We start from the raw sequence: 19,134 nt of genomic DNA, 5'->3' as shown, positions 1-19,134 counted from the left end.
ACGGATATTACTGCCATTATGACCAGTACCAGCTCAAACGTAAATCTCAGCAAATCTGCACCTATTTTTGGGAATGAATATTCATACTAAGTAATTGAGCAATTACATGGTTTCGAACCCATGGTTGGAGGCATTTATGAATACACGTTCTATTGTTTTGGCTGGTGGCTGCTTCTGGGGTACGCAGGCTTATTTCCAGCGCATTCCGGGCATTATCAACACTGAGGTAGGCTACGCAAATTCTCGCGTAGAGTCGCCGTCGTACGAGCAAGTGTGCAGCGGTACCACCGGCGCTGCAGAAGCTGTGAAGATCACCTATGATCCGGCCACGATTACACTGCCACTGCTGCTCAAAGCCTATGCTCGCACAATCGACCCAACGACCGTCAATCGTCAAGGTAATGATCGCGGCGAGCAGTATCGCACTGGTATCTATTGGACTGACGAATCCGATGCAGCAACTGTGCAGCAGTTCTTGGCATCACTACAAGAGCAATACAACGTTCCACTGGCCGTTGAAGCTGAACCACTGAAGAACTTCTACAGCGCAGAAACCTATCATCAGGATTATTTGCTGAAGAACCCAGGCGGCTACTGCCATGTGAATTTGCAGGATGCTGATCGCTTTGTGGCTGAAGAGATGTATACAAAGCCCGATGATCAGACGCTACGCGAAGAGCTCTCCCCTCTGGCCTATGAGGTAACGCAGCATGCTGCAACTGAGCACCCATTCTCGCACGAATATGATCACGAGTTTGAGCCTGGTATCTATGTTGACGTGGTTACCGGCGAACCGCTGTTCTCTTCTGCAGACAAGTTTGATTCGGGCTGCGGCTGGCCAGCGTTCTCACGCCCAATTAGTAAGTCTTCATTGACTGAGCATAAGGATTTCTCGCTGTTCAACCGTCCACGTATTGAGGTGCGCAGTCATTTTGGCGACAGCCACTTAGGCCATGTCTTTACCGACGGACCAAGGGAACTTGGCGGCTTGAGGTATTGCATTAATGGCGCAGCATTGCGATTCATTCCACTGGATCGTATGGAGGCTGAAGGCTACGGATGGCTTATTGACCGAGTCAAGCTTGATCAAGCCAAGCCAACCCGCTGACACTATTTTGCAAATCAATCTCATATAGCCTGCAATATGCTGCAGCCCCCTAAGTAATGCTGTAGAGTCATCTCAACGACATCGACCATTACGTCCACGATTCCTTCGTGGTTCGATGGACGCTTGTTTGAGAGGGGAACAAGTTGAACGACTCTACAGCAGAGCCTGAGGCAGCATCGTCCGCGCCTGAGGCGTCATCTACTACTCCATCCGCATTAAGCGCATGCGGCTCATTAACTGCTGTTGATCTCGGACTGCCACACTCGGTGGCAGTTCCTGCAGCAAAGGGTCGTTTACCAAAGGCCATGTTCGCTGGCCACGATCCAGCTGCTTTGTCGAACACTGTTCGTCAACAACTGACCCAGCAAGTCGAATCTATTCATCTGCTTGGCATTATTTCAGCAAAATCAGTGCATGCTGAGCCAAGTGCACATGTTCCAGAAGTCCTTGTACTTAGGCTTCAGCTTGCACAAGATACACAGCACTTCCCTGATGCCGTTATTGAGCTCATTGCCACGCAGCGTAAGGGTGGTATTCTGTTCGTCTGCACGCGCGAAGTCACTGAGCCACAGCCACATGCACCAGAACCTGGCACCTATGTTGCTTACGCAGTCCGTCGTGGTTTCTCAGCACGCGCTGGTCATATGCAAACGTTTGAGCGTTTCCATAGCCCATGGAAGCCAGTAAGCGAGCCGCAACAGTTACGCGTCGTTGGTGATTCAGTTGCACAAATCTGGGACAACCTGTGCGCACAAATCATGCTTCATAAAACAACAACCGAAAACTTGAGTGAGGATCTCAAACTGTTCCGCCAGAAAGCGGCGCTGCGCCGAGATCTCGCCAAGCTGACGGCCGATCACGCGCGAGCGAAAACAATCGAGAAGCGTAACGAACTGTTCGCGAGGAAGGCGCAGATTCAGCGAGCTCTCGACCAGCTCGAGCAGATGGAGCACCAGAGCGAGTAAGCCGCCCACTCAGCAGCAGAACCTAACAAAAATGCCGTAATTACGTGATCTAAAAAAGATCAGTAATTACGGCATTATTCGTATCTAGCAGCGCAAGCGCGCGAGCAATCAGTTGTTCGAGTTGCTCTTAGTCAGCGTCTGGTAGGTTGGCGTGTTGCTGTAGTCGAAGTGCACGCCGTGAATATCCTTGCCCGTAACGGCAGAGACGTTCGTCACCCACAGAGGAACAGCTGGCAGATCCTTGAGCAGGATGTCCTGAGCCTTATCGAAGTCCTGACGACGCAGCTTGTCATTAGGCTGGCGCAGAGCAGCGCTCAGAGCGGCATCGAATGCTGGGGACTTGTAATCACCATCGTTCGAACCCTTGCCATCAGCCGAAGCCGTTGAATACATAGGCGTGAAGTAGTTCTCAGCGCTTGGGTAATCCAACGTCCAGCCTGCGCGGAAGCCCGTCGTAATCGAGCGGTCCGTGATGCGGTTACGCAGATCAGAGAACGTTGCGTATGGATCACCAAGAGCCGTAATACCGAGCGTGTTGTGAATCTCGTTGCAGACTGCGTCCACCCACTGACGGTGATCACCATCGGAGTTGTAAGCAATCTTGAACGTATCGCTGCTCTTCCAAGGCGAGATCTTGTTGGCCTTATCCCAGAGTTCCTTAGCCTTCTTAGGGTTATACTTCAACACCGAAGCGGCTGGCAGGTTCTTCTCGTATTCAGGCACTACAGGCGACGTGAAATCGGTTGCAGGCGTACGCGTGCCAGCGAAGATCTTGTCGCAGATGAGCTTACGGTTAATCGTCATCGAAATGGCCTGACGACGCAGATCGCCCTCTTCGTTCAGACCGAAGTGAGCCAAGCGCTCAGGAATGATGAACGTCGAAGCTTCCGAGCCAGGAACCGTGTACGAGTTCAGTGCAGGATCGGCGCGGAACGAGCGAATTGCCGACTGTGGAACGTTGTCCAGCAGATCAAGGTTGCCAGCAACCACATCTGCGTATGCCGAGTCAACGCTCGTGTAAATGCGGTAGTCAATGCCCTTGTTCTGAGCCTGACGCGAGCCGATGTACTTGTCGTTCTTAGCAATCTGAATGTCTTCGTTATGCTTCCACGACTTGAACGTGTATGGGCCGTTGCCAATTGGGTGCTCACCGAAGGCATTAATATCCTTGTAAGCCACGCTTGGCAGTGGCACGAATGCAACGTAGCTCAACTCAGTTGGGAACACCGAGTCAGGCTGGTTCAACGTCACAACGAGCGTGTGATCATCTGGCGTCTGCACACCACTGAGGCGAGCGTCTTCAGGAGTCTTCTTAGGATCCTGCAGATCGTCGTAGCCCTTAATAATCGACATGAAGCTTGAGCCGAGCTGAGCGTTGCGAGCGTTTGCTGCGAAGCTCCATGCACGTGCGAACGATTCGGAAGTGATTGGCTCACCGTTCGTGAACTTCCAACCGTCCTTAAGCTTGATCGTAAATTGCGTAGCGTCATCGTTTGGGGTAATCGACTCGGCGACTTCCATGTGGGTGTCGCCCTTATAATCCACGCTGATTAAACCGTCGAACAGCATGCGAACAACGTCGCCACCGCCCGTCTCGATTGTGTTGGATGGCACGAGACCGTGCTGAGGTTCCGTGTCATTGACGCTAATTACATCATTTTGAGCAGCCTGCTGAGTGTGACCGCCGCACGCACCGAGCGAAAACAGCATCGTGCCAGCAGCAATAGCCGCCACTGACTTGATGAGTGCGGAACGCATGGTCATAGTGAATGTCCTCTCTCATTTTCTAAGACAACGCGTGCAAAAACGTGCACGACGTGATATAGAAGCCATTCCAATTTAGTTTTGCGTATCGTCACTTTCAGTCTCAGCAAATTCTCCACAAATTATTATTACATTTATTTTCCATCCGTCTAATTTTTAACGTTCACTTACGTTCAGCTCGTTATTCAATTTGTTTGATTTATGCAACGCCACAATCCCGCTGCAGCGTTGCAAAATCACTACCTCACTGCTTGGCCTTGTGCAACGACTGCACAAACTGGCCAAGTCGAGTAATTCCTTCATACAGATCTTCGCGCGATGCTGCATATGACATACGCACATGCGTCTTGGCTGTAATCTGACCGAAGTCAATTCCAGGTGTAAGTGCCACACCGACTTCATCGAGTGCACGCTTACAGAACTCTTCAGCCGTTAAGCCCGTATGCTCCACCGAGCAATAGGCATAGAATGCGCCGTTTGGCTCCACTTCTAATGGCATACCAATATCGGCAAGGCCTTGTACCACAATGGCTTGGCGCTCCAATAGCTCGAGTCGACGCTGTTCAAGAATCTGCTGCGATTCTGGTTCAAACGCTGCCAACGCGGCAACTTGTGTTGGCGTATGTGCAGCGAGGAAAAAGCTTGTAGCAAGGTCATGTACGGCTTCGAGGGCGAACTCAGGAACCACAATCCAGCCAAGCCTCCAGCCAGTCATACCGAATGATTTGCTGAAGCTATTGCAGATAATCGCATCAGGATCATAAGCCAAGGCCGTGCGTACAGCACTACCATCGGGTTCACAGTCAGCCAGATCAATATAAGTTTCATCCACAATGCGCCATAGCCCCTTGGCTGCAGCCTGTTGGCACGTTTCACGCAACGTTTGTGCACTCATTGTGGTGCCTGTTGGGTTTGACGGGCTCGTAATCATAACAACTTTGGCTGTTTCATCGGCATATTGGTCCACGAGCTCAGCATTCATGTGGAATCGCGTACTTGCGTTGGTTGGCACATCAATAATGTGACCGCCGAACACATGCACGAGTTGACGATTGGCTGGATATGACGGATCAGCGATCAGAACGCCATCACCATGGTCCACGGTCAGCGCCGTGGCAAGCATTAGCGCAGCTGAGCCACCTTCGGTGATAATAATGCGCGCTGGATCAACGCTGACGCCATGCTTCTTCAAGTAGTGCTCGCTAATGCGCTCACGCAGTGCTGGCAAGCCTGCTGCTGAGGTATAAGGCAATGGGCGGCCATCGTACAGTGCTCGCATGGCTTGCTCCACTGACGCTGGAGCACCAAAGTCTGGCTGGCCTAAGCTCAAATCAATAATGCTGCGACCTTCACGCTTGAGCTCAGCAGCACGTTCACCAATGCGCATGCCATGGAATGGCTTGACGATCTGTGCTCGTTGCGACAGCTGCGGATGTTGTGACGGTGACTGCTGCATAGTCTGCTGCTGTGCTGATGCTTGGTTCACTGGTGACTGCATGAGTTGGACTCCATCGTCGTTCGTAGTCGATGATGCGTCTCATCGCTGAGTGCTCATCAGAGTTATTGTTCTATTGAGTTCAAGCCTCGGATTTGAGTGCTTATTCCAAACCGGTGTAGCAATTGACGTAGTACTCCACATCGTTATCAGTGTTATATCCGGGTTATCAGTGCTGTATCTGGGTTATCAGTGTTGCATCCGGGTTTGCCTTCATTGTTGCAAACCAAATAGTTCCTTATGCTGTATCGTAGCAACAGAGAACAGTTTTCATCTAATGATTCTCGGCACAGCAGCATAGACGCTGCCTGCATGCTTCAAGGTGAAGTTCAAGTTCTCTTCAGCTTCAGCGCATTAGGCTGGTACCAGTTCCTATGCCTCTTGCAGAGCCAAGACGCTTGCATAGTTAAGAAAGAAGGATGAGTCAATGACACTGCCTCACGATGATGTCAATTTTGGCCGTATGAACGGCAAAGGCCAAGGCACAATTAACGTAGCTATTTTAGGTGCTGGCCGTATTGCCCAGTCCATGGCTAAAACACTGCAGCTCATGGCTCAGGATGACCGCTACTCGAGCCTCGTCGCTCCATATGCTGTTGCTTCGCGCAGCATGGATCGCGCTCAGTCGCTTGCTGACCAGTATGGCTTCGCTCGTGCTTATGGCTCCTATGATGAGCTGCTCGCTGATCCACTTGTTGATCTGGTCTATATTGCAACGCCGCACAGCTTGCACATGGAGCAGGCTATTGCTTGCATGCGCGCGGGTAAGAACGTGCTCGTTGAAAAGTCGTTTACGGCGAATGCTGAGCAGGCTCAGAAGATTCTTGATGTTGCTGATGACACTGGTCTGCTGTGCACCGAAGCCATTTGGACGCGTTATATGCCATCACGCTTGATTATCGATCAGATTGTCAGCTCTGGCGTACTCGGCGATGTAACGACGATTAGCGCCGACCTAAGCTATACGACGTCGTATAAGGCACGTCTGACTGATCCAGCACTGGCTGGCGGCGCACTGCTCGATGTTGGCGTCTACACGCTGAACTTCATTGACATGATTATGGGCGCACAAGAAATTGATCGTATGGTGACGTCGATGCTGCCGTATGAGACTGGCGTAGATGCTTCGAACAGCACAACGCTCTACTACCCTGACGGCACGATGGCTGTAGCAACATCGAGCATGATGTGTCAGTCCGATCGCGACGGTCGTATCCTCGGTACGAAGGGTTATGCCATCGTTCATAACATCAATAACCCTGAAGCCATTGACGTGTTCGGTGACGATCATGATCTGCAGCGCCACCTGCACATGCCTGATCAGCTCACTGGTTACGAATACGAAGTGGAAGCCGCAGCTCGCGCTATTTTGGCTGGCAACAAGGAATGCCTCGAAATGACGCATGCCGATACGCTGCGCATGATGTCACTTATGGATCAGATGCGAGCCAGCTGGCACATGCAGTTCCCATTCGAAAAGTAAGACGCAAGCAGTAAAGCGCAAGAGAGCTTAGACACAAGCGAACTCAAACGCAACACATACAAATGCGGTGTACGAGTAACGCAAACTTGAAGATCAAGTTGCACACTCATGCACCGCATTGTTCTACTGTATTTGCAACACAGTTCAACAGTATTTAGTGCTGCAGCATTCAGTTCTGTAGTACGGAATTCGGCAAGTTGTTTAGTGCACGCTCAACATACTTGGGCCATCTTCGCGAATACGACGCACCTCAATATGATCGCTAATGCGCTCACGCAGTGCACCCACATGCGAAATAATGCCAATCGTACGAGTGCGGCTCACTTCTTCGAGCACATCCATAACTTCATCAAGCACATCAGCAGACAGCGAGCCGAAGCCTTCATCAATGAACAGCGTCTCCATACGCACGCCGCCATTTTCCGCTTCCACAATGTCAGCCAGAGCCAAGGCCAAAGCCAGCGAGACGAAGAATCGCTCACCACCAGACAGCGTATCTGGATCAGCACTCGTATCCGAACGACGATCATAAATACGAATTGGCAGACCCATCGAACGCGTATCGTCATCCTCAAGCTGCAACTCGTAATAACCATCGTGAATATCGCGCAGCAAATCATTCGCGCGATCCAACACATCGCGGAAGCGCTCAGTAATGGCATACGTAATCAGCGTCGTCTTGCGATCAGCGCCCAAGTTGGCACCACCCGTAACAAGCTGAGCCATACGATACAGCGGCTCAAACTCACGCCTTGCTGCAGCCCACACGTGAGCAGCCACAATCATCGTGTGTACTGCCTCAGCGCACTGCTGAGCTGACTCAACAGCCGACTGCTGCTCACGAATAGCAACATCGCGCTGCGACATCGCTTCTGTTAACTGCGCAGTCACGTCCTGCAGTGTCGTATGCACTGCGTTGCGAATAGCAGCTTCGCGTGCTTCTTCAGAAATAAATAATGTCTGCGGAATCGTCAACCCGAGTCGTTCCGGCGTTGGCTTCTCCAGCATAGTTTTAATCTGCTCACGCAAGTGCTGAACGCGAGAAGTCACACCCGTGAACTCCTCGTCGAACTGGGCGATTTGCTCACGATAGTGTTCCAAATCAGCCTCAGTCAGCACAGCAGCTGCAGCCTCAGTGCCGTCTTCGAAACCGGACGCAGCGCAGGCAGTTTTGAACTCCGCATTTGTCAGTTCAAAGACCTTCTTACGCTCGCTGAACTTCGTGCGTTCGGCAGCTTCCTCACGCATCAGCGCCGTCAGCCTGTCCAAAATATGACGCAGAGAATCCAGCTTCTGAGAAGCATCCAGTGCCTGCACGCGCTGCTGTTCAAGCTCTTCGCGCTTCTGGTGCAGCTCCTCGCTGTTCAGACCATCAACTGCAGCCAGCGCCTTCTGATAGTGCTCATGCTCACTGTTCAGCGAAGCCGCGTTCGATTCAGCCTTCTCAACAGCTTCCTGCAGCTCCTCACGAGCCTGAATAATCGCACGCAGCGTGACGCGCGTCTCACCTAAGCGACGCTGAGCCAGCTTCGATTCCTCAACGTTCTCCTCGGCACGCTTCAGTTCCGTTTCGAGTTCTTCTCGCGTGTGGTTGGCAATCAGCTTGGCCAACTGACGCTCGTGCTCGTATGCAACGGCAACAGCGTGCTCAGCTTGCGTTTCCGTAGCCACGGACTCGTCGTAAATGGCACGCTGCTTATCGAGCTCAGCAGTTTGCTGCACACTTTTCATTACTAGTGTTGCTTCAGTAGCCGCTGCAGCTTCGCTATGCGCCGCGTCACTGGCTGCGTCAAGCTTTGGATGCTCAGTACTACCGCACACTGGGCAAGCCTGACCAGGCTTCAACATGGCGCCAACAGCAGCGAGGCCATCATCAATTTTGTCTTGGAAAGCGCGGTCAAGCAGCCTACGCTCTTCTTCCCTACGCTGGCGCGCACGAGACAAATCCTGATCAGCCTGAGCACACACCTGTACAGCAGCCATATGATCATCAAAAGCCTTGAGCATCGACTGCGCACGCTCAAGTGCATGGTCGCGCTTAGCTCGATCAGCAAGCAGCTGCTCATAACGATCAATATGAGCCAGATGCACATTAAAATCACCAAGCTCTTCAAGAGCCTGAATGCAAGCGTGATGACGAGCCTCTGCCTTTTGCTGCACATCGGCAAGCTCTTTAACGCGCTTCGACGACTGTTCCCATTCCTTCACGCGCTGCTCTTGTTCGGCAACGAGCTTCAGGCTCATAACAATCGCGTTTTCTTGCTGTGCAATACGGCTCGTGTCTTCGTACAGCTTGGATACATGCTCGTAGTCGCCATATTTTGCAGTTAACGCAGTGATCTGCTCATCCACATGCATGAGTGCATGCTCCGACTCATGCTGCAAACGAGCAGCTTCAAGCGAGCGATAGTGCAAAGCACTCACTGGCTGAGCCTTTTCCGAACGGTCGATCCAATTGCGCAGTGTCTGCACACGAGACTGACGCGATGCCTGCTTTTGCATCTCTTCAACAGCCTGCGACAGATCATCAAGCGTCGAAGAAATACGCGTCAGCTCATCATGATTGAACTGCAATTCCTGTACATGCTCTTCGGCTTCAGTAAATTGCAATTCGGTGGAGCTGCGCAGCTTACCAGCACGCTTATTAACTTCTTGGCCAACGGCAACAAGGCGATGCTCAATGTCATCAGTATTGCAATCGCAGCCACATTCAATCAAATGGCCGTCTTCGTGCAAGCACCACGTATCCAGATCAGCAAGTTCATCAGTCGATGCGGCGGCTGGCTCAGACTCGGTGCTTTCGCCAGATGCTGCATCGTCAGCCGATGCTGCTGCGGCATTGGCATTGCTGGAGCTCGACGCATTGTTGCTTGAACCTGCAGCGGATACTTCAGACTCTGCGGCATCCTTGCAATCAGCAAAGTCAGGAATCAACGAATCAAGCAGATCATTGATTTTGGCGTCAGTAACTTCATTAGCCCACTGTGCAACAGCATCAATATCTTGTGCGCCTTCTGGCATATCAATATGACGTGCTGCAGCGGTGCGTGCTGCAATAATGGCTGATTCAAGGCGCGTACGCAGCGTATCAACCTGGTCGCCACGTTCATCGCACATGGCCTGCAGCTCATCTTGAATATGTTCAAATGACGAAGCTGCAAACAGGTCTTTGACCATAGACGAACGCTGCTGTGGCTTGAGCTGCAAGAAGCGTGCGAACTGGTCCTGCGGCAACATCACGGTTTGGCAGAACTGCTCAGCGTTTAGACCAATAAGCTCAGTAATCGTATGAGCCACTGGCTGCACACCTTCGTTAACAACCTCAATCAGATCTGGATTGGAGAAGAAGGCAAAATACTCATCGGAATGATCACTTTGTGCGGGATCTGCGAGTAAATGCGATCGCACTAAATCATTAATTTGCGACTGTGCAAACGATGCTGCCGTTACCAGCACGCTTTCCGCAGCATGGCGAATTGTGCCTGTTCCCTGCTCATTCGGCATATCGTATTCAGGCTTGCGACGCACCATGTAGTACGAATCGTTAACCTCAAAAATGAGTTCAACAACAGTCTCTACGCGCGTGCCATTGAGGAAGCGCGAACGCAGACGCTGGTCCTCAGCACCCTGCTGGTCTGGGCCTGGAACGCGACCATATAACGCGAATGCAATGGCGTCAAGAATAATTGACTTACCTGATCCCGTATGGCCTTCAATCAGGAACATATGGTTACGGGACAGGCGTGCTAAATCGACGCTATAGTTCTGCTCATATGGGCCAAGACCCGTAAAGCGTAGCGCGATAAGTTTCATTGCATCATTCCTCTAAAGTCACTAGTCACATTCAATTATTGTTCGTCTGATGCGGCTTGTTTGGCGTGCACACGTTCTACAGCAGTGCGTAATACTTTGAGCTCTGCATCGGTCGCAGCTCGCCCATAGGAGTACTGCACAAAGGATTCGAGAATGCCAAGTTCATCGGCATAAGTCGCAACCTCTGGCACAACTCGCTTGTATTCGCGCTTGGAATCCATGTAGACAACTCGCTTTTCAAGAATGTGATGGAACGCTTCGCCAAGCTGTTGGTACTCGCGACGTTGAATAGGGCCCTTCGTTTCCAACGTAAGGCTCACCCAATCATCACGGTGCAACGGCGCTTCTTTGCTAATCAAGTTCTGCACTGTGTCAGTTAAGCTGACAAGCGCTGGCTGATCCGACTGCACATCAACAGCCTGTACCGTGCAAGGCGTTGCCGCATCATGCGTATCAAAATCAACAAGCATAACTTGCTTACCATTCCCGCGGCGTGGTGGAACCGTTGCCTCCGAGAACGAATAGGCCAAAATAGCACCACTGTATTGGGCAATTGGCGGACGCTGGTCGGCGGCAACAACAGGAATTGTCACCTGCTGCGCTGTATGCAAATGGCCAAGCGCAATATAATCCAGCTGCGAATCAGAGAAAAGCGAAGCTGGCACACTATCGACGCCACCAACGCAAATACCGCGCTCGGAATCAACCTGATGCGTTCCAGACACATATGCTGGTACGAGCATTGTTGCTGCAACATGAGGATCTGCTTGACGCTGCTGCTGCAGATTAGCCTCAATAAGTTCAAGTGCTGCACGCATAGCATCGGCATGCGAGCTGGCAACTGCATGACCGGTCAGCTGCTCTAATGTTTGGCGGCTGGTATCTGGATCAAGGAATGGAACGGCGTAGACGAGCAAATGCTCATTATTAATACGAATATCAACTGGATCAGCAATTGCGGCCACATTGCAACGCATATGAATATTGCTGCGCAGTAAATCGGAACCAACACCTAATCGTGCTGCCGAATCATGATTGCCTGGCACCATAACGATTTGTAACGGATGCCCATTGACTTGCAACGAGCCCAGCCGTTCAAATACGGTACTAAACAGCTCGACGGCTTTTGCACTTGGGAATGGCAAATCATAAATATCGCCACCCACACAAAGCACATCGACATGTTCTTGTTGGATTGTGTCGATAAGCCAATCGAGGGCCTTGGCCTGCAAATCAAGCAGGTCGAGACCCCTAAATCGTCTCCCTATATGCCAGTCAGATGTGTGCAGCATGCGCATGGTTGCTCATTATAGTGCTATTCAGTCTCATTTATGTTGAAATTTAGCCGAATTCCACACATTCTGAGACCGTTTCTTATGCATTTCTAGGCGTGCTGCATAAGTTCTTCGACTAAACAAATTACTAGTCGAGCAACGCAAGAATATCGTCACGCGTCATCGCAGCCACATTAGCTGTGGATTCCGCATCCAGCAACGCATGCGCAAGCTCACTCTTACGAATCTGCAATTGCACAATACGCTCCTCAATCGTGTCGCTTGCCACAACCTTATACACGTTTACCGTGTGCTTCTGGCCAATACGATGTGCACGATCCGTCGCCTGATCCTGAGCAGCTTCGTTCCACCAAGGGTCGGCATGAATAACTACAGACGCACCAGTTAAATTCAAACCTGTTCCTCCAGCCTTGAGCGAGATGAGGAACACAGGAGTGTCATCAGCGTTGAACTTGTCAACGAGTTCAAGGCGACGTTTCTTCGCCGTTGAACCGGTGATCTCGTAGAAATTGAACCCAGCTTCAGTGAGCTTGTCGCCAATCAACTCGAGGAAGCTGACGAACTGGCTGAAAATCAGGACTTTCTGACCCGACTCCTGAGCCGATTGAACAAGTTCAAGAATGGCAGTGAGCTTTGCTGAACCGTCCTTAGCGTTCTCATAGAGCAGGCGCGCGTCGCAGCACAGCTGGCGCAGCTGAGTCAACGCAGCCAACACCTGGAAGCGATCCTCGTTAATGTTCTGACTCGAGGCCAGCATCATCTTCAGCTTGCGCTCATGCGTTGCATAGAGCTTGCGCTGCTCACCTTCCAGAGGCACGTCAATAACGGTCTCAATTTTATCTGGCAAATCTTTGAGTACATCCTGCTTCAACCTGCGCAAAATAAACGGTTGAATAGCATGCTGCAAACGGTCAGAAACATCGGCACGGCCGTCCAAAATTGGCTTCTCGAACGTGTCTTTAAACGCACGATACGAACCCAAAAAACCAGGCATCAGGAAGTCAAAAATACTCCACAATTCACTGAGCCTATTTTCAATTGGCGTACCCGTTAATGCAAAGCGGTGCGCGGCCTGAGCACTCTTCACAGCCTTCGCAATTTTTGTTGCCGGATTCTTAATAGCCTGTGCTTCATCAAGCGACATAACAAGCCACGGCTGCTGCTCGAGCAACTCCGAATAAAGGCGGAACAAGTCGTATGACGTGACGACGACGCCGCTTAAGTGTGCGTAGAGCTTCTTGCGGTGCGCTTTACTGCCCGAAATAACAGTCACAGGTAGCGTTGGCGCAAACTTCTGGATTTCTCGAGCCCAGTTATAGACGAGCGACGCTGGACACACGACGAGAGAGGGGCGTGCGTCACGTTGTTCTTGTTCTGATTTCTGCTGTTCTTTGCTGTAGGCAACGAGCAGCACACTAATGAGCTGGATAGTTTTGCCTAAGCCCATTTCATCGGCCAAAATACCGCCCAAATGCTTATCCATGAGCGTGCGCAGCCAACGATGACCAGTCAGCTGATACGAACGCAAGGTTGCATTGAGATCTGCTGGTGGCTCGTACTGCATTGGATCTACAACGCGAACTTCACCGACGAATTCCTTAAACGATGGTGCTTCTTCAATAACCGATTCATCTTCGGCATCAAGCATGAAGGCACGCATAGCTGGCAGCTCGGCCGTACCGCGAGCCAAATCAGAAAGTGACAAATGATAGCGCTCGACCAGATCGTTGGACTTGGCAATATTGCCGCCATCGATTTTGATAAACGTGCCATCAGCAAGACGGTGATACTGTTTGCGGCGACGATAACTGTCGAGAATAGCGACAACATCTTGTGGATCGATTTCGTCAGCCAGCGGGCTAATACGGACGAGATCACCCTTAACCGACAAGCCCATACGCACCTGAGCTGGGCGGGCGCGCATAATCTTCGTGACCTTATCGGTCGTATATACTTCGCCAATACTGCGCAGTGCCGTAAGACCTTCGGTGTAGAGGCGTAGCAGCTCCCCTGTGGCGTCGAGCGACACATATGGAGCCGTGTGCGGCACGTGGTCTGGAATAACTAGCGGCACATTGCCCGGGCGCGCTACTGCATATGGCGTATGGAAATAAATGCCAACGGCTTGACGAGCAAATTCCTCGGTTGCTTCGTCGCGGACTACGGTCGGCTTATTGGCAGTGTTTGCACTTTGGCGGTTTTCTGTCTGACGATGCTCAGCATTATGGCTGCGAGCTTGAGTTGCTGACGCCTGTGCCTGTGCTTGCGCATAAGCCAGTGTCACTGGCTCAGAGAACACATTGAAGCGTAAGTTCTGACCGTACTCAGCAAAGGCTTCGCAAATGATGACGTCATCATCAGTGCGATCCAAATAGAACTTCAGTGTGCAATCCGCATGCTGTTGCGATTGCAATGGCTGAGGAATGCTGCTGACCTGACCAAATGCCATGAGCACTGGCGTAACCGCATTCGCGAAATGAGCGAAATCTTGTTGTGCGAGCACGAGTGGCATATCAGAGTTACACAGCGCCTGCAGCACGCTGAACTGCTGCATGTCCATCAGAGGAACCTGCTGGAAATATGGCTGACCATAGGCATCCTCAATAAACATGAACGCATTCTTGCCATTCGTGCAAGCATTCAGCACTTTGTTGCTATGTGTAATCGTGAAGGCCAACAGCTGCTGCTGCGAGGCATCAAATTGTGGCAAGAATGACAAGCCCAGATCAGGGAATGATGGCTCAGCATCAGAATCGGTCATCACGATTTGCGAAGGACGATAGGTGCTACGCCACGTTTGTGGATCGTCCACGGCAATTTCAGCATCGGTCTGCCCTGCTGCATGCAGCAATTGTGCAAGCTGCTCTTGCGAAATTGAAATCGTGTTGTATGGCACGCGCATGCCATAGTTGGCAGCAGCAAATGAGGCTGCATTGGCTGCTGTATAGGCTTGGCAAATGGCCGTTAATGCGTTAAGCAATGGTGCATACGAATCTTCAAACATTGCACGCTTGGGCACAAAATCCCATTTCGTTGAGAAATGGTATTGCAGGCCTTTGCGTATGGATCGCATCAACGTTGGAATCTTTTGAATGCGATACCAATGGCCATCAATGAAAATCTGCAGCTTAAACGTCCAGTGAATATCGTCGTCATCACCAGTTGGTGCGTGTAATTCCACACGCAAATGCATAGGATCATGTGGCTGCGAAGCCGATCCGCTGGCATCCATGCTGAGCTGACGGTACCCGCCGAGCGTGCTATGGCGCAGGAACTGCTGCTGCATTTGCGAAACCGTATCAACGAGTTCCGTATCGGCACTCGACATAATCGACATTAACGATGGCGACGAAGCTTGTGATTTGCGAGCGCCTACAGTGCCTTGTGCGATTGCATCACGCATGTGTGCAATATCGCTGGTGTTATGGCTGCCGAATACGGCATCGTTAGCATGTGGATCATTGCCGAACCGACGAGTTGCTGGGCTTGAGCTGGCGTAGTCATCGTCGGCTTCATAAACGTCGTCAAAGGCCATGTCACCGAAGGCATCGTCGTTATTCTGGTAGCGCTTCCAACCGCGTGAGCGTTTGCGGCTGAGTCCTTGTGGAACGTCATCTACGTATTCGGCTGGCTCGTAGGTCACATCATCAAATGCATCGTCATCGCTTCGAGAACCGAATGATGCGCCGAAGGTGCCTCCTGACAGGCGACCATTATTACGAATGACCATCTATCTTGCCTCTTATCTGCTACGAATACAGTTCCACTGTAGTTGCATATGGTCAAACACACGCTCGGCACAGGTAGCAGCGAAATTCCTTGCGTTCTAGTGCTGAAACAGCTGACTTTCTGCTGCAGTGCTCACAGTCTACGAAAGTGTTCATCTTCTACTGCAATGCTTACCTGCTACAGCAGTGCTTGCCTTATGCAGCAGTATTCACCTTCTACGACAGTGCTTGCCGCCTACACCTCGGCGTCCACGAGGACCGAATGGGCCTGCATTGTGTTCTTTGAGTTGGTGCAGATGAGTGCGCATGGCCTCGAGCATAATATGGGCATCTTCGAGTCCTAAGTGACGCTCCCCCAGATCTTCTGGCAGTGCACCCATACGTTGCGCATAGGCTTCCAAACGGTTATCACCCATCGGATGTTCTTCGCTTGGTTGCGAGCCTTCATCCCATTGACGGCTCATTGGCAACGTATCGATAATCGTGATGTGACCATTGCGATAGGCTTCGGCGTATCCGGCAATATTGAACATAAAGAATTTATGCTCGAATGTTGCATTATGAGCCACATATGGTTGGCGTTCGAGACGTTCCAACAACGACTTTTGTGCTGAGTCCCATTCGTCAAATGGACGATACTGTGCATCGGCACGCTTCGTCACATCAATGCCAGTGAGGTCAAGAATAAATGGGTTGCCAAGCTGTGCTGCCAGCGGTGGCACACCGAATGGCAAGCGTGCCTGATCATACGCATGCCTTGGCGAATATGAACTTTCGGTATAAATGTTGTATTGCTCGTGTTCTGCTGGGCTATCGGATTGCAGATTAATCATTTCGAAACCAACATCAATGATGTAATCGCGCCATGCGTTAATACCCGTGGTTTCAATATCGATGCCCATAACGGTATCTACATCGCGACCTGGCAAATAGGCATTACGCCAGTCAGAGTCCGAAGAACGCTTTGCTGACGAGTGAGCAGTAGTCGTGTTCTGCTGAGAGGTAGCGCCAGCTGATGTTGAACCTTGCTGTGCATTGTCAGCTTGTGCCGAGCCTTGCTGTGCAGCATGAGTTTTTGTAGCGTCAGAGTTATCTGCGGCAGCGACCGGTAATACTGCTGCATTTGCTGCTGCAGCAGCTTCGGAGCTGTTGTTCTGCTCATGTGCTGCTTGGACTTGTGCATGCAGAATACCGATTTCATCGTTTAAACGACGATTCAAATATGCGAGTGCACGTGGCAAGCGGAATGAGCTAATAGCACGCTCAAAATCACACATAAATGCCGATGTTGATTGCTTGAGCAGTGCTTCAATACGCTCACGCATGGCATAGTCAGCGCCAAGCGCCTGAGCAGCTGCATCAGCATCAACCTCAATAGGCTGTTCCATCGGGAATTGACCTAAGCCATGGTTGACATCCAGTGCCGCAATCTGATCCCAACTAATGCGCTTGTGATTGGCATCATTGGGCATAACATCACGCCACTGATCAACATCATCAAGAGCTTCTTGTAGCCAAGCCTCATTGATCTGTGTACGTGCACTCATATTGGCCCTTTCACTGGCGCTATACGCTATAACTCGTTCAAGCGTAGTTACTGAAACGCTTGTGAACAAAATCCATAGGCATAGTTGGTATCTATACTTACGGTTTTACTCGATACATTCGATACCATATAGCACCAGTAAAAATCGTGTAGCTGTCTACTAGCTGTTTTCTTCTACGAGTCCCCTGAATTCGTATTGCGATGTATTCACAGTATGCTGACGCTCAGATGTTTGTTGCGTATCAGCGAACTGAGCAAGATCAACGATTTCGTCAGCATCATACGAGCGTTTAATTGGCATTCCCATAGCATGCTGATCTGCACACATCACATCTGATGGCACATTCGAGGCAACACGTCCCGGCTTAGCGAGTCCCTCAATCTGCCAAGTAAACGGTGCAAAATTATTATTTGTATCAAGCCACTCAGTATGTCGCAGTGAAGCTCGATACAGCAGCACGCATGCGAGTGCCACTACGCCAATCATGCACAGAATAATCAGAATGTAGTTCAATTCAGAGCCAATAACATGCAGTAACTGTGCTGGCGGTACGAATGCGAGTGCAATAGCAAACGTTGCTGATGCCATGCCAACGCCTGCCGTTATCCACGCACCAACCATACCACCCGGAACCTTAAAGGAACGCGGCCTATTTGGCTGGTCATACCGAAGCTTCAAGAAGGCAACGAACATCACAATGTAGTACACCATGCACAGAATCGTGATGAGCTGGCCAATCAGTGCCATAAAGCCCTCAACATTTGGCAGAAGGAATACAACAAAAGCGACGGCCGTCATAATGCCCATTTGCAAATAAATAAGACGCGAAGGCATACCGAACTTGTTGTTTTCTTGCAGCCACTTTGGCAAGAATCCAGAACGGCCTGCTTCGCCCAACATACGTGAAGGACCAGCGAGATTCGTAATAAGCACAGCAAATGTATTAAATGTTGCTAAATAGTAGAGCACTATATACAGCTGTGGGAATCCAATAGCTGCACCAAGATCGCGATACACAGCAACCAAAGTTGATACCAAATTAATATTGGGCTCAACCATGGCTATAACCAACGTACCCACAATAAAGACGCCAAGTGAAAGCACCATCGAAATAAAAACAACAAGTGGGAATTGCTTCGATGGTTTCTTCAGATTATTAATATGCGCCGCATTAATATCAATGCCTGCATAGCTTAAGAACACGATTGCCGCTAAAGCAAGTGTTGGCATACCTTGCCAAGTTGGTATCAATGATGCAGCATCAAAATCAATGGCTGGTCGATGTCCTTGTGCGAGCCAGACTAAGCACAGCACAGTAATTATGGCAAGTGGAACAAAGGTACCGAAAATAACGCCATATTTTGCAATACTGGCAAACACTTTCACGCCACGTGTTGCACACCAGCAAATAAACCAGTAGAACACCAGCCAACCCAATAAAATTGGCAAAGAGATACTGAGCGGATGTGATTCTTCAGCGAACTGAACAGCTCTATCGAAATCAGCGGTAAAGAATCCAGTACGAGCTGCTGTTGTTGGAATACTCGAGCCGAACATAAAGGCCATACGGAACCACAGAATGAGTAAGCAGGCAATTGCTGGGAATCTACCCAAACCCTCGCCTACCCAGCGGAAAATACCGCCCTTTTGGCTCCATCCAGAAGCGAGTTCTGCAGCGACTAAGCCTGTTGGCACAAAGAACAACAAGCATCCGCCAATAAAGAATGTGACCGATGATAACCCGTAAAAGGCCATTTGCACATCATTCGTTAAATGTGCAACGGTGGCCACAGTCATCATAGTCAATGCCAGCGTGGTTATTGTTCCAGTACTGTTGGCAACAGTTGCTTCGTGTGTGACTTTTGCGCCGTCTTGTGCATGCGCGTTCGTCGTCAAAGGTGCATTCATCGTGTACCTACTTCAAGTGCGATTGATG

General features: G+C 50.6%; 10 protein-coding genes. 3 read left to right on the top strand and 7 right to left on the bottom strand.

Going from position 1 to position 19,134, the window contains the following annotated elements:
* Window positions 1–136: 136 nt before the first annotated feature.
* Entirely contained in the window at window positions 137–1,108 is a 972-nt protein-coding gene (gene msrA, locus D2E26_RS00785; RefSeq protein ID WP_206432050.1) for a peptide-methionine (S)-S-oxide reductase MsrA, read from the top strand.
* Window positions 1,109–1,251: 143 nt separating this feature from the next.
* A complete protein-coding gene (locus tag D2E26_RS00780; RefSeq protein ID WP_125962813.1) occupies window positions 1,252–2,073 on the top strand; it encodes a DUF4391 domain-containing protein in 822 nt (273 codons plus the stop codon).
* A gap of 108 nt (window positions 2,074–2,181) precedes the next feature.
* Here the strand turns inward: D2E26_RS00780 and D2E26_RS00775 are convergent, their stop codons facing one another.
* Entirely contained in the window at window positions 2,182–3,837 is a 1,656-nt protein-coding gene (locus D2E26_RS00775; RefSeq protein ID WP_125962812.1) for a peptide ABC transporter substrate-binding protein, read from the bottom strand.
* Window positions 3,838–4,081: 244 nt separating this feature from the next.
* A complete protein-coding gene (locus D2E26_RS00770; RefSeq protein ID WP_125963345.1) occupies window positions 4,082–5,293 on the bottom strand; it encodes a pyridoxal phosphate-dependent aminotransferase in 1,212 nt (403 codons plus the stop codon).
* Between the two features lie 466 nt (window positions 5,294–5,759).
* On the opposite strand from D2E26_RS00770, the gene D2E26_RS00765 reads away from it, so the two are divergent.
* The gene (locus D2E26_RS00765) at window positions 5,760–6,815 is read left to right on the top strand and encodes a Gfo/Idh/MocA family protein (protein ID WP_125962811.1); all 1,056 of its coding nucleotides are present in this window, start codon (window positions 5,760–5,762) and stop codon (window positions 6,813–6,815) included.
* Between the two features lie 201 nt (window positions 6,816–7,016).
* Here D2E26_RS00765 and D2E26_RS00760 read toward each other — a convergent pair whose 3' ends face one another.
* The 5 genes from D2E26_RS00760 to D2E26_RS00740 form a co-directional block, all read right to left on the bottom strand.
* The gene (locus D2E26_RS00760; protein ID WP_125962810.1) at window positions 7,017–10,628 is read right to left on the bottom strand and encodes an AAA family ATPase; all 3,612 of its coding nucleotides are present in this window, start codon (window positions 10,626–10,628) and stop codon (window positions 7,017–7,019) included.
* A 35-nt stretch (window positions 10,629–10,663) separates the two neighbouring features.
* Window positions 10,664–11,920 (bottom strand): metallophosphoesterase family protein, encoded by a 1,257-nt coding sequence (locus D2E26_RS00755; protein WP_164515813.1) that lies wholly within the window; start codon window positions 11,918–11,920, stop codon window positions 10,664–10,666.
* A gap of 130 nt (window positions 11,921–12,050) precedes the next feature.
* On the bottom strand, window positions 12,051–15,653 hold the full coding sequence (locus tag D2E26_RS00750) for a DEAD/DEAH box helicase (protein ID WP_125962808.1): 3,603 nt from the start codon (window positions 15,651–15,653) through the stop codon (window positions 12,051–12,053).
* Window positions 15,654–15,860: 207 nt separating this feature from the next.
* Window positions 15,861–17,198, bottom strand: coding sequence for a 3'-5' exonuclease (locus D2E26_RS00745; protein ID WP_125962807.1), 1,338 nt, complete (start codon window positions 17,196–17,198; stop codon window positions 15,861–15,863).
* Between the two features lie 159 nt (window positions 17,199–17,357).
* The gene (locus D2E26_RS00740; protein ID WP_125962806.1) at window positions 17,358–19,106 is read right to left on the bottom strand and encodes an APC family permease; all 1,749 of its coding nucleotides are present in this window, start codon (window positions 19,104–19,106) and stop codon (window positions 17,358–17,360) included.
* Window positions 19,107–19,134 lie beyond the last annotated feature (28 nt).

This window comes from Bifidobacterium dolichotidis (assembly GCF_003951975.1).
In the GTDB taxonomy this organism is placed as follows: Bacteria; Actinomycetota; Actinomycetes; order Actinomycetales; family Bifidobacteriaceae; genus Bifidobacterium; species Bifidobacterium dolichotidis.
Note: the sequence above shows the minus strand (reverse complement) of the source record. Positions and strands in the feature narration are given on the sequence as shown.

Excerpts from the sequence above, each read along its gene's own strand:
- D2E26_RS00745 (WP_125962807.1), bottom strand. The coding sequence starts at position 17,198 with ATGAGTGCACGTACACAGATCAATGAGGCTTGGCTACAAGAAGCTCTT.
- D2E26_RS00760 (WP_125962810.1), bottom strand. The coding sequence starts at position 10,628 with ATGAAACTTATCGCGCTACGCTTTACGGGTCTTGGCCCATATGAGCAG.
- D2E26_RS00765 (WP_125962811.1), top strand. The coding sequence starts at position 5,760 with ATGACACTGCCTCACGATGATGTCAATTTTGGCCGTATGAACGGCAAA.
- D2E26_RS00755 (WP_164515813.1), bottom strand. The coding sequence starts at position 11,920 with ATGCTGCACACATCTGACTGGCATATAGGGAGACGATTTAGGGGTCTC.
- D2E26_RS00775 (WP_125962812.1), bottom strand. The coding sequence starts at position 3,837 with ATGACCATGCGTTCCGCACTCATCAAGTCAGTGGCGGCTATTGCTGCT.
- D2E26_RS00740 (WP_125962806.1), bottom strand. The coding sequence starts at position 19,106 with ATGAATGCACCTTTGACGACGAACGCGCATGCACAAGACGGCGCAAAA.
- D2E26_RS00770 (WP_125963345.1), bottom strand. The coding sequence starts at position 5,293 with ATGCAGCAGTCACCGTCACAACATCCGCAGCTGTCGCAACGAGCACAG.
- msrA (WP_206432050.1), top strand. The coding sequence starts at position 137 with ATGAATACACGTTCTATTGTTTTGGCTGGTGGCTGCTTCTGGGGTACG.
- D2E26_RS00750 (WP_125962808.1), bottom strand. The coding sequence starts at position 15,653 with ATGGTCATTCGTAATAATGGTCGCCTGTCAGGAGGCACCTTCGGCGCA.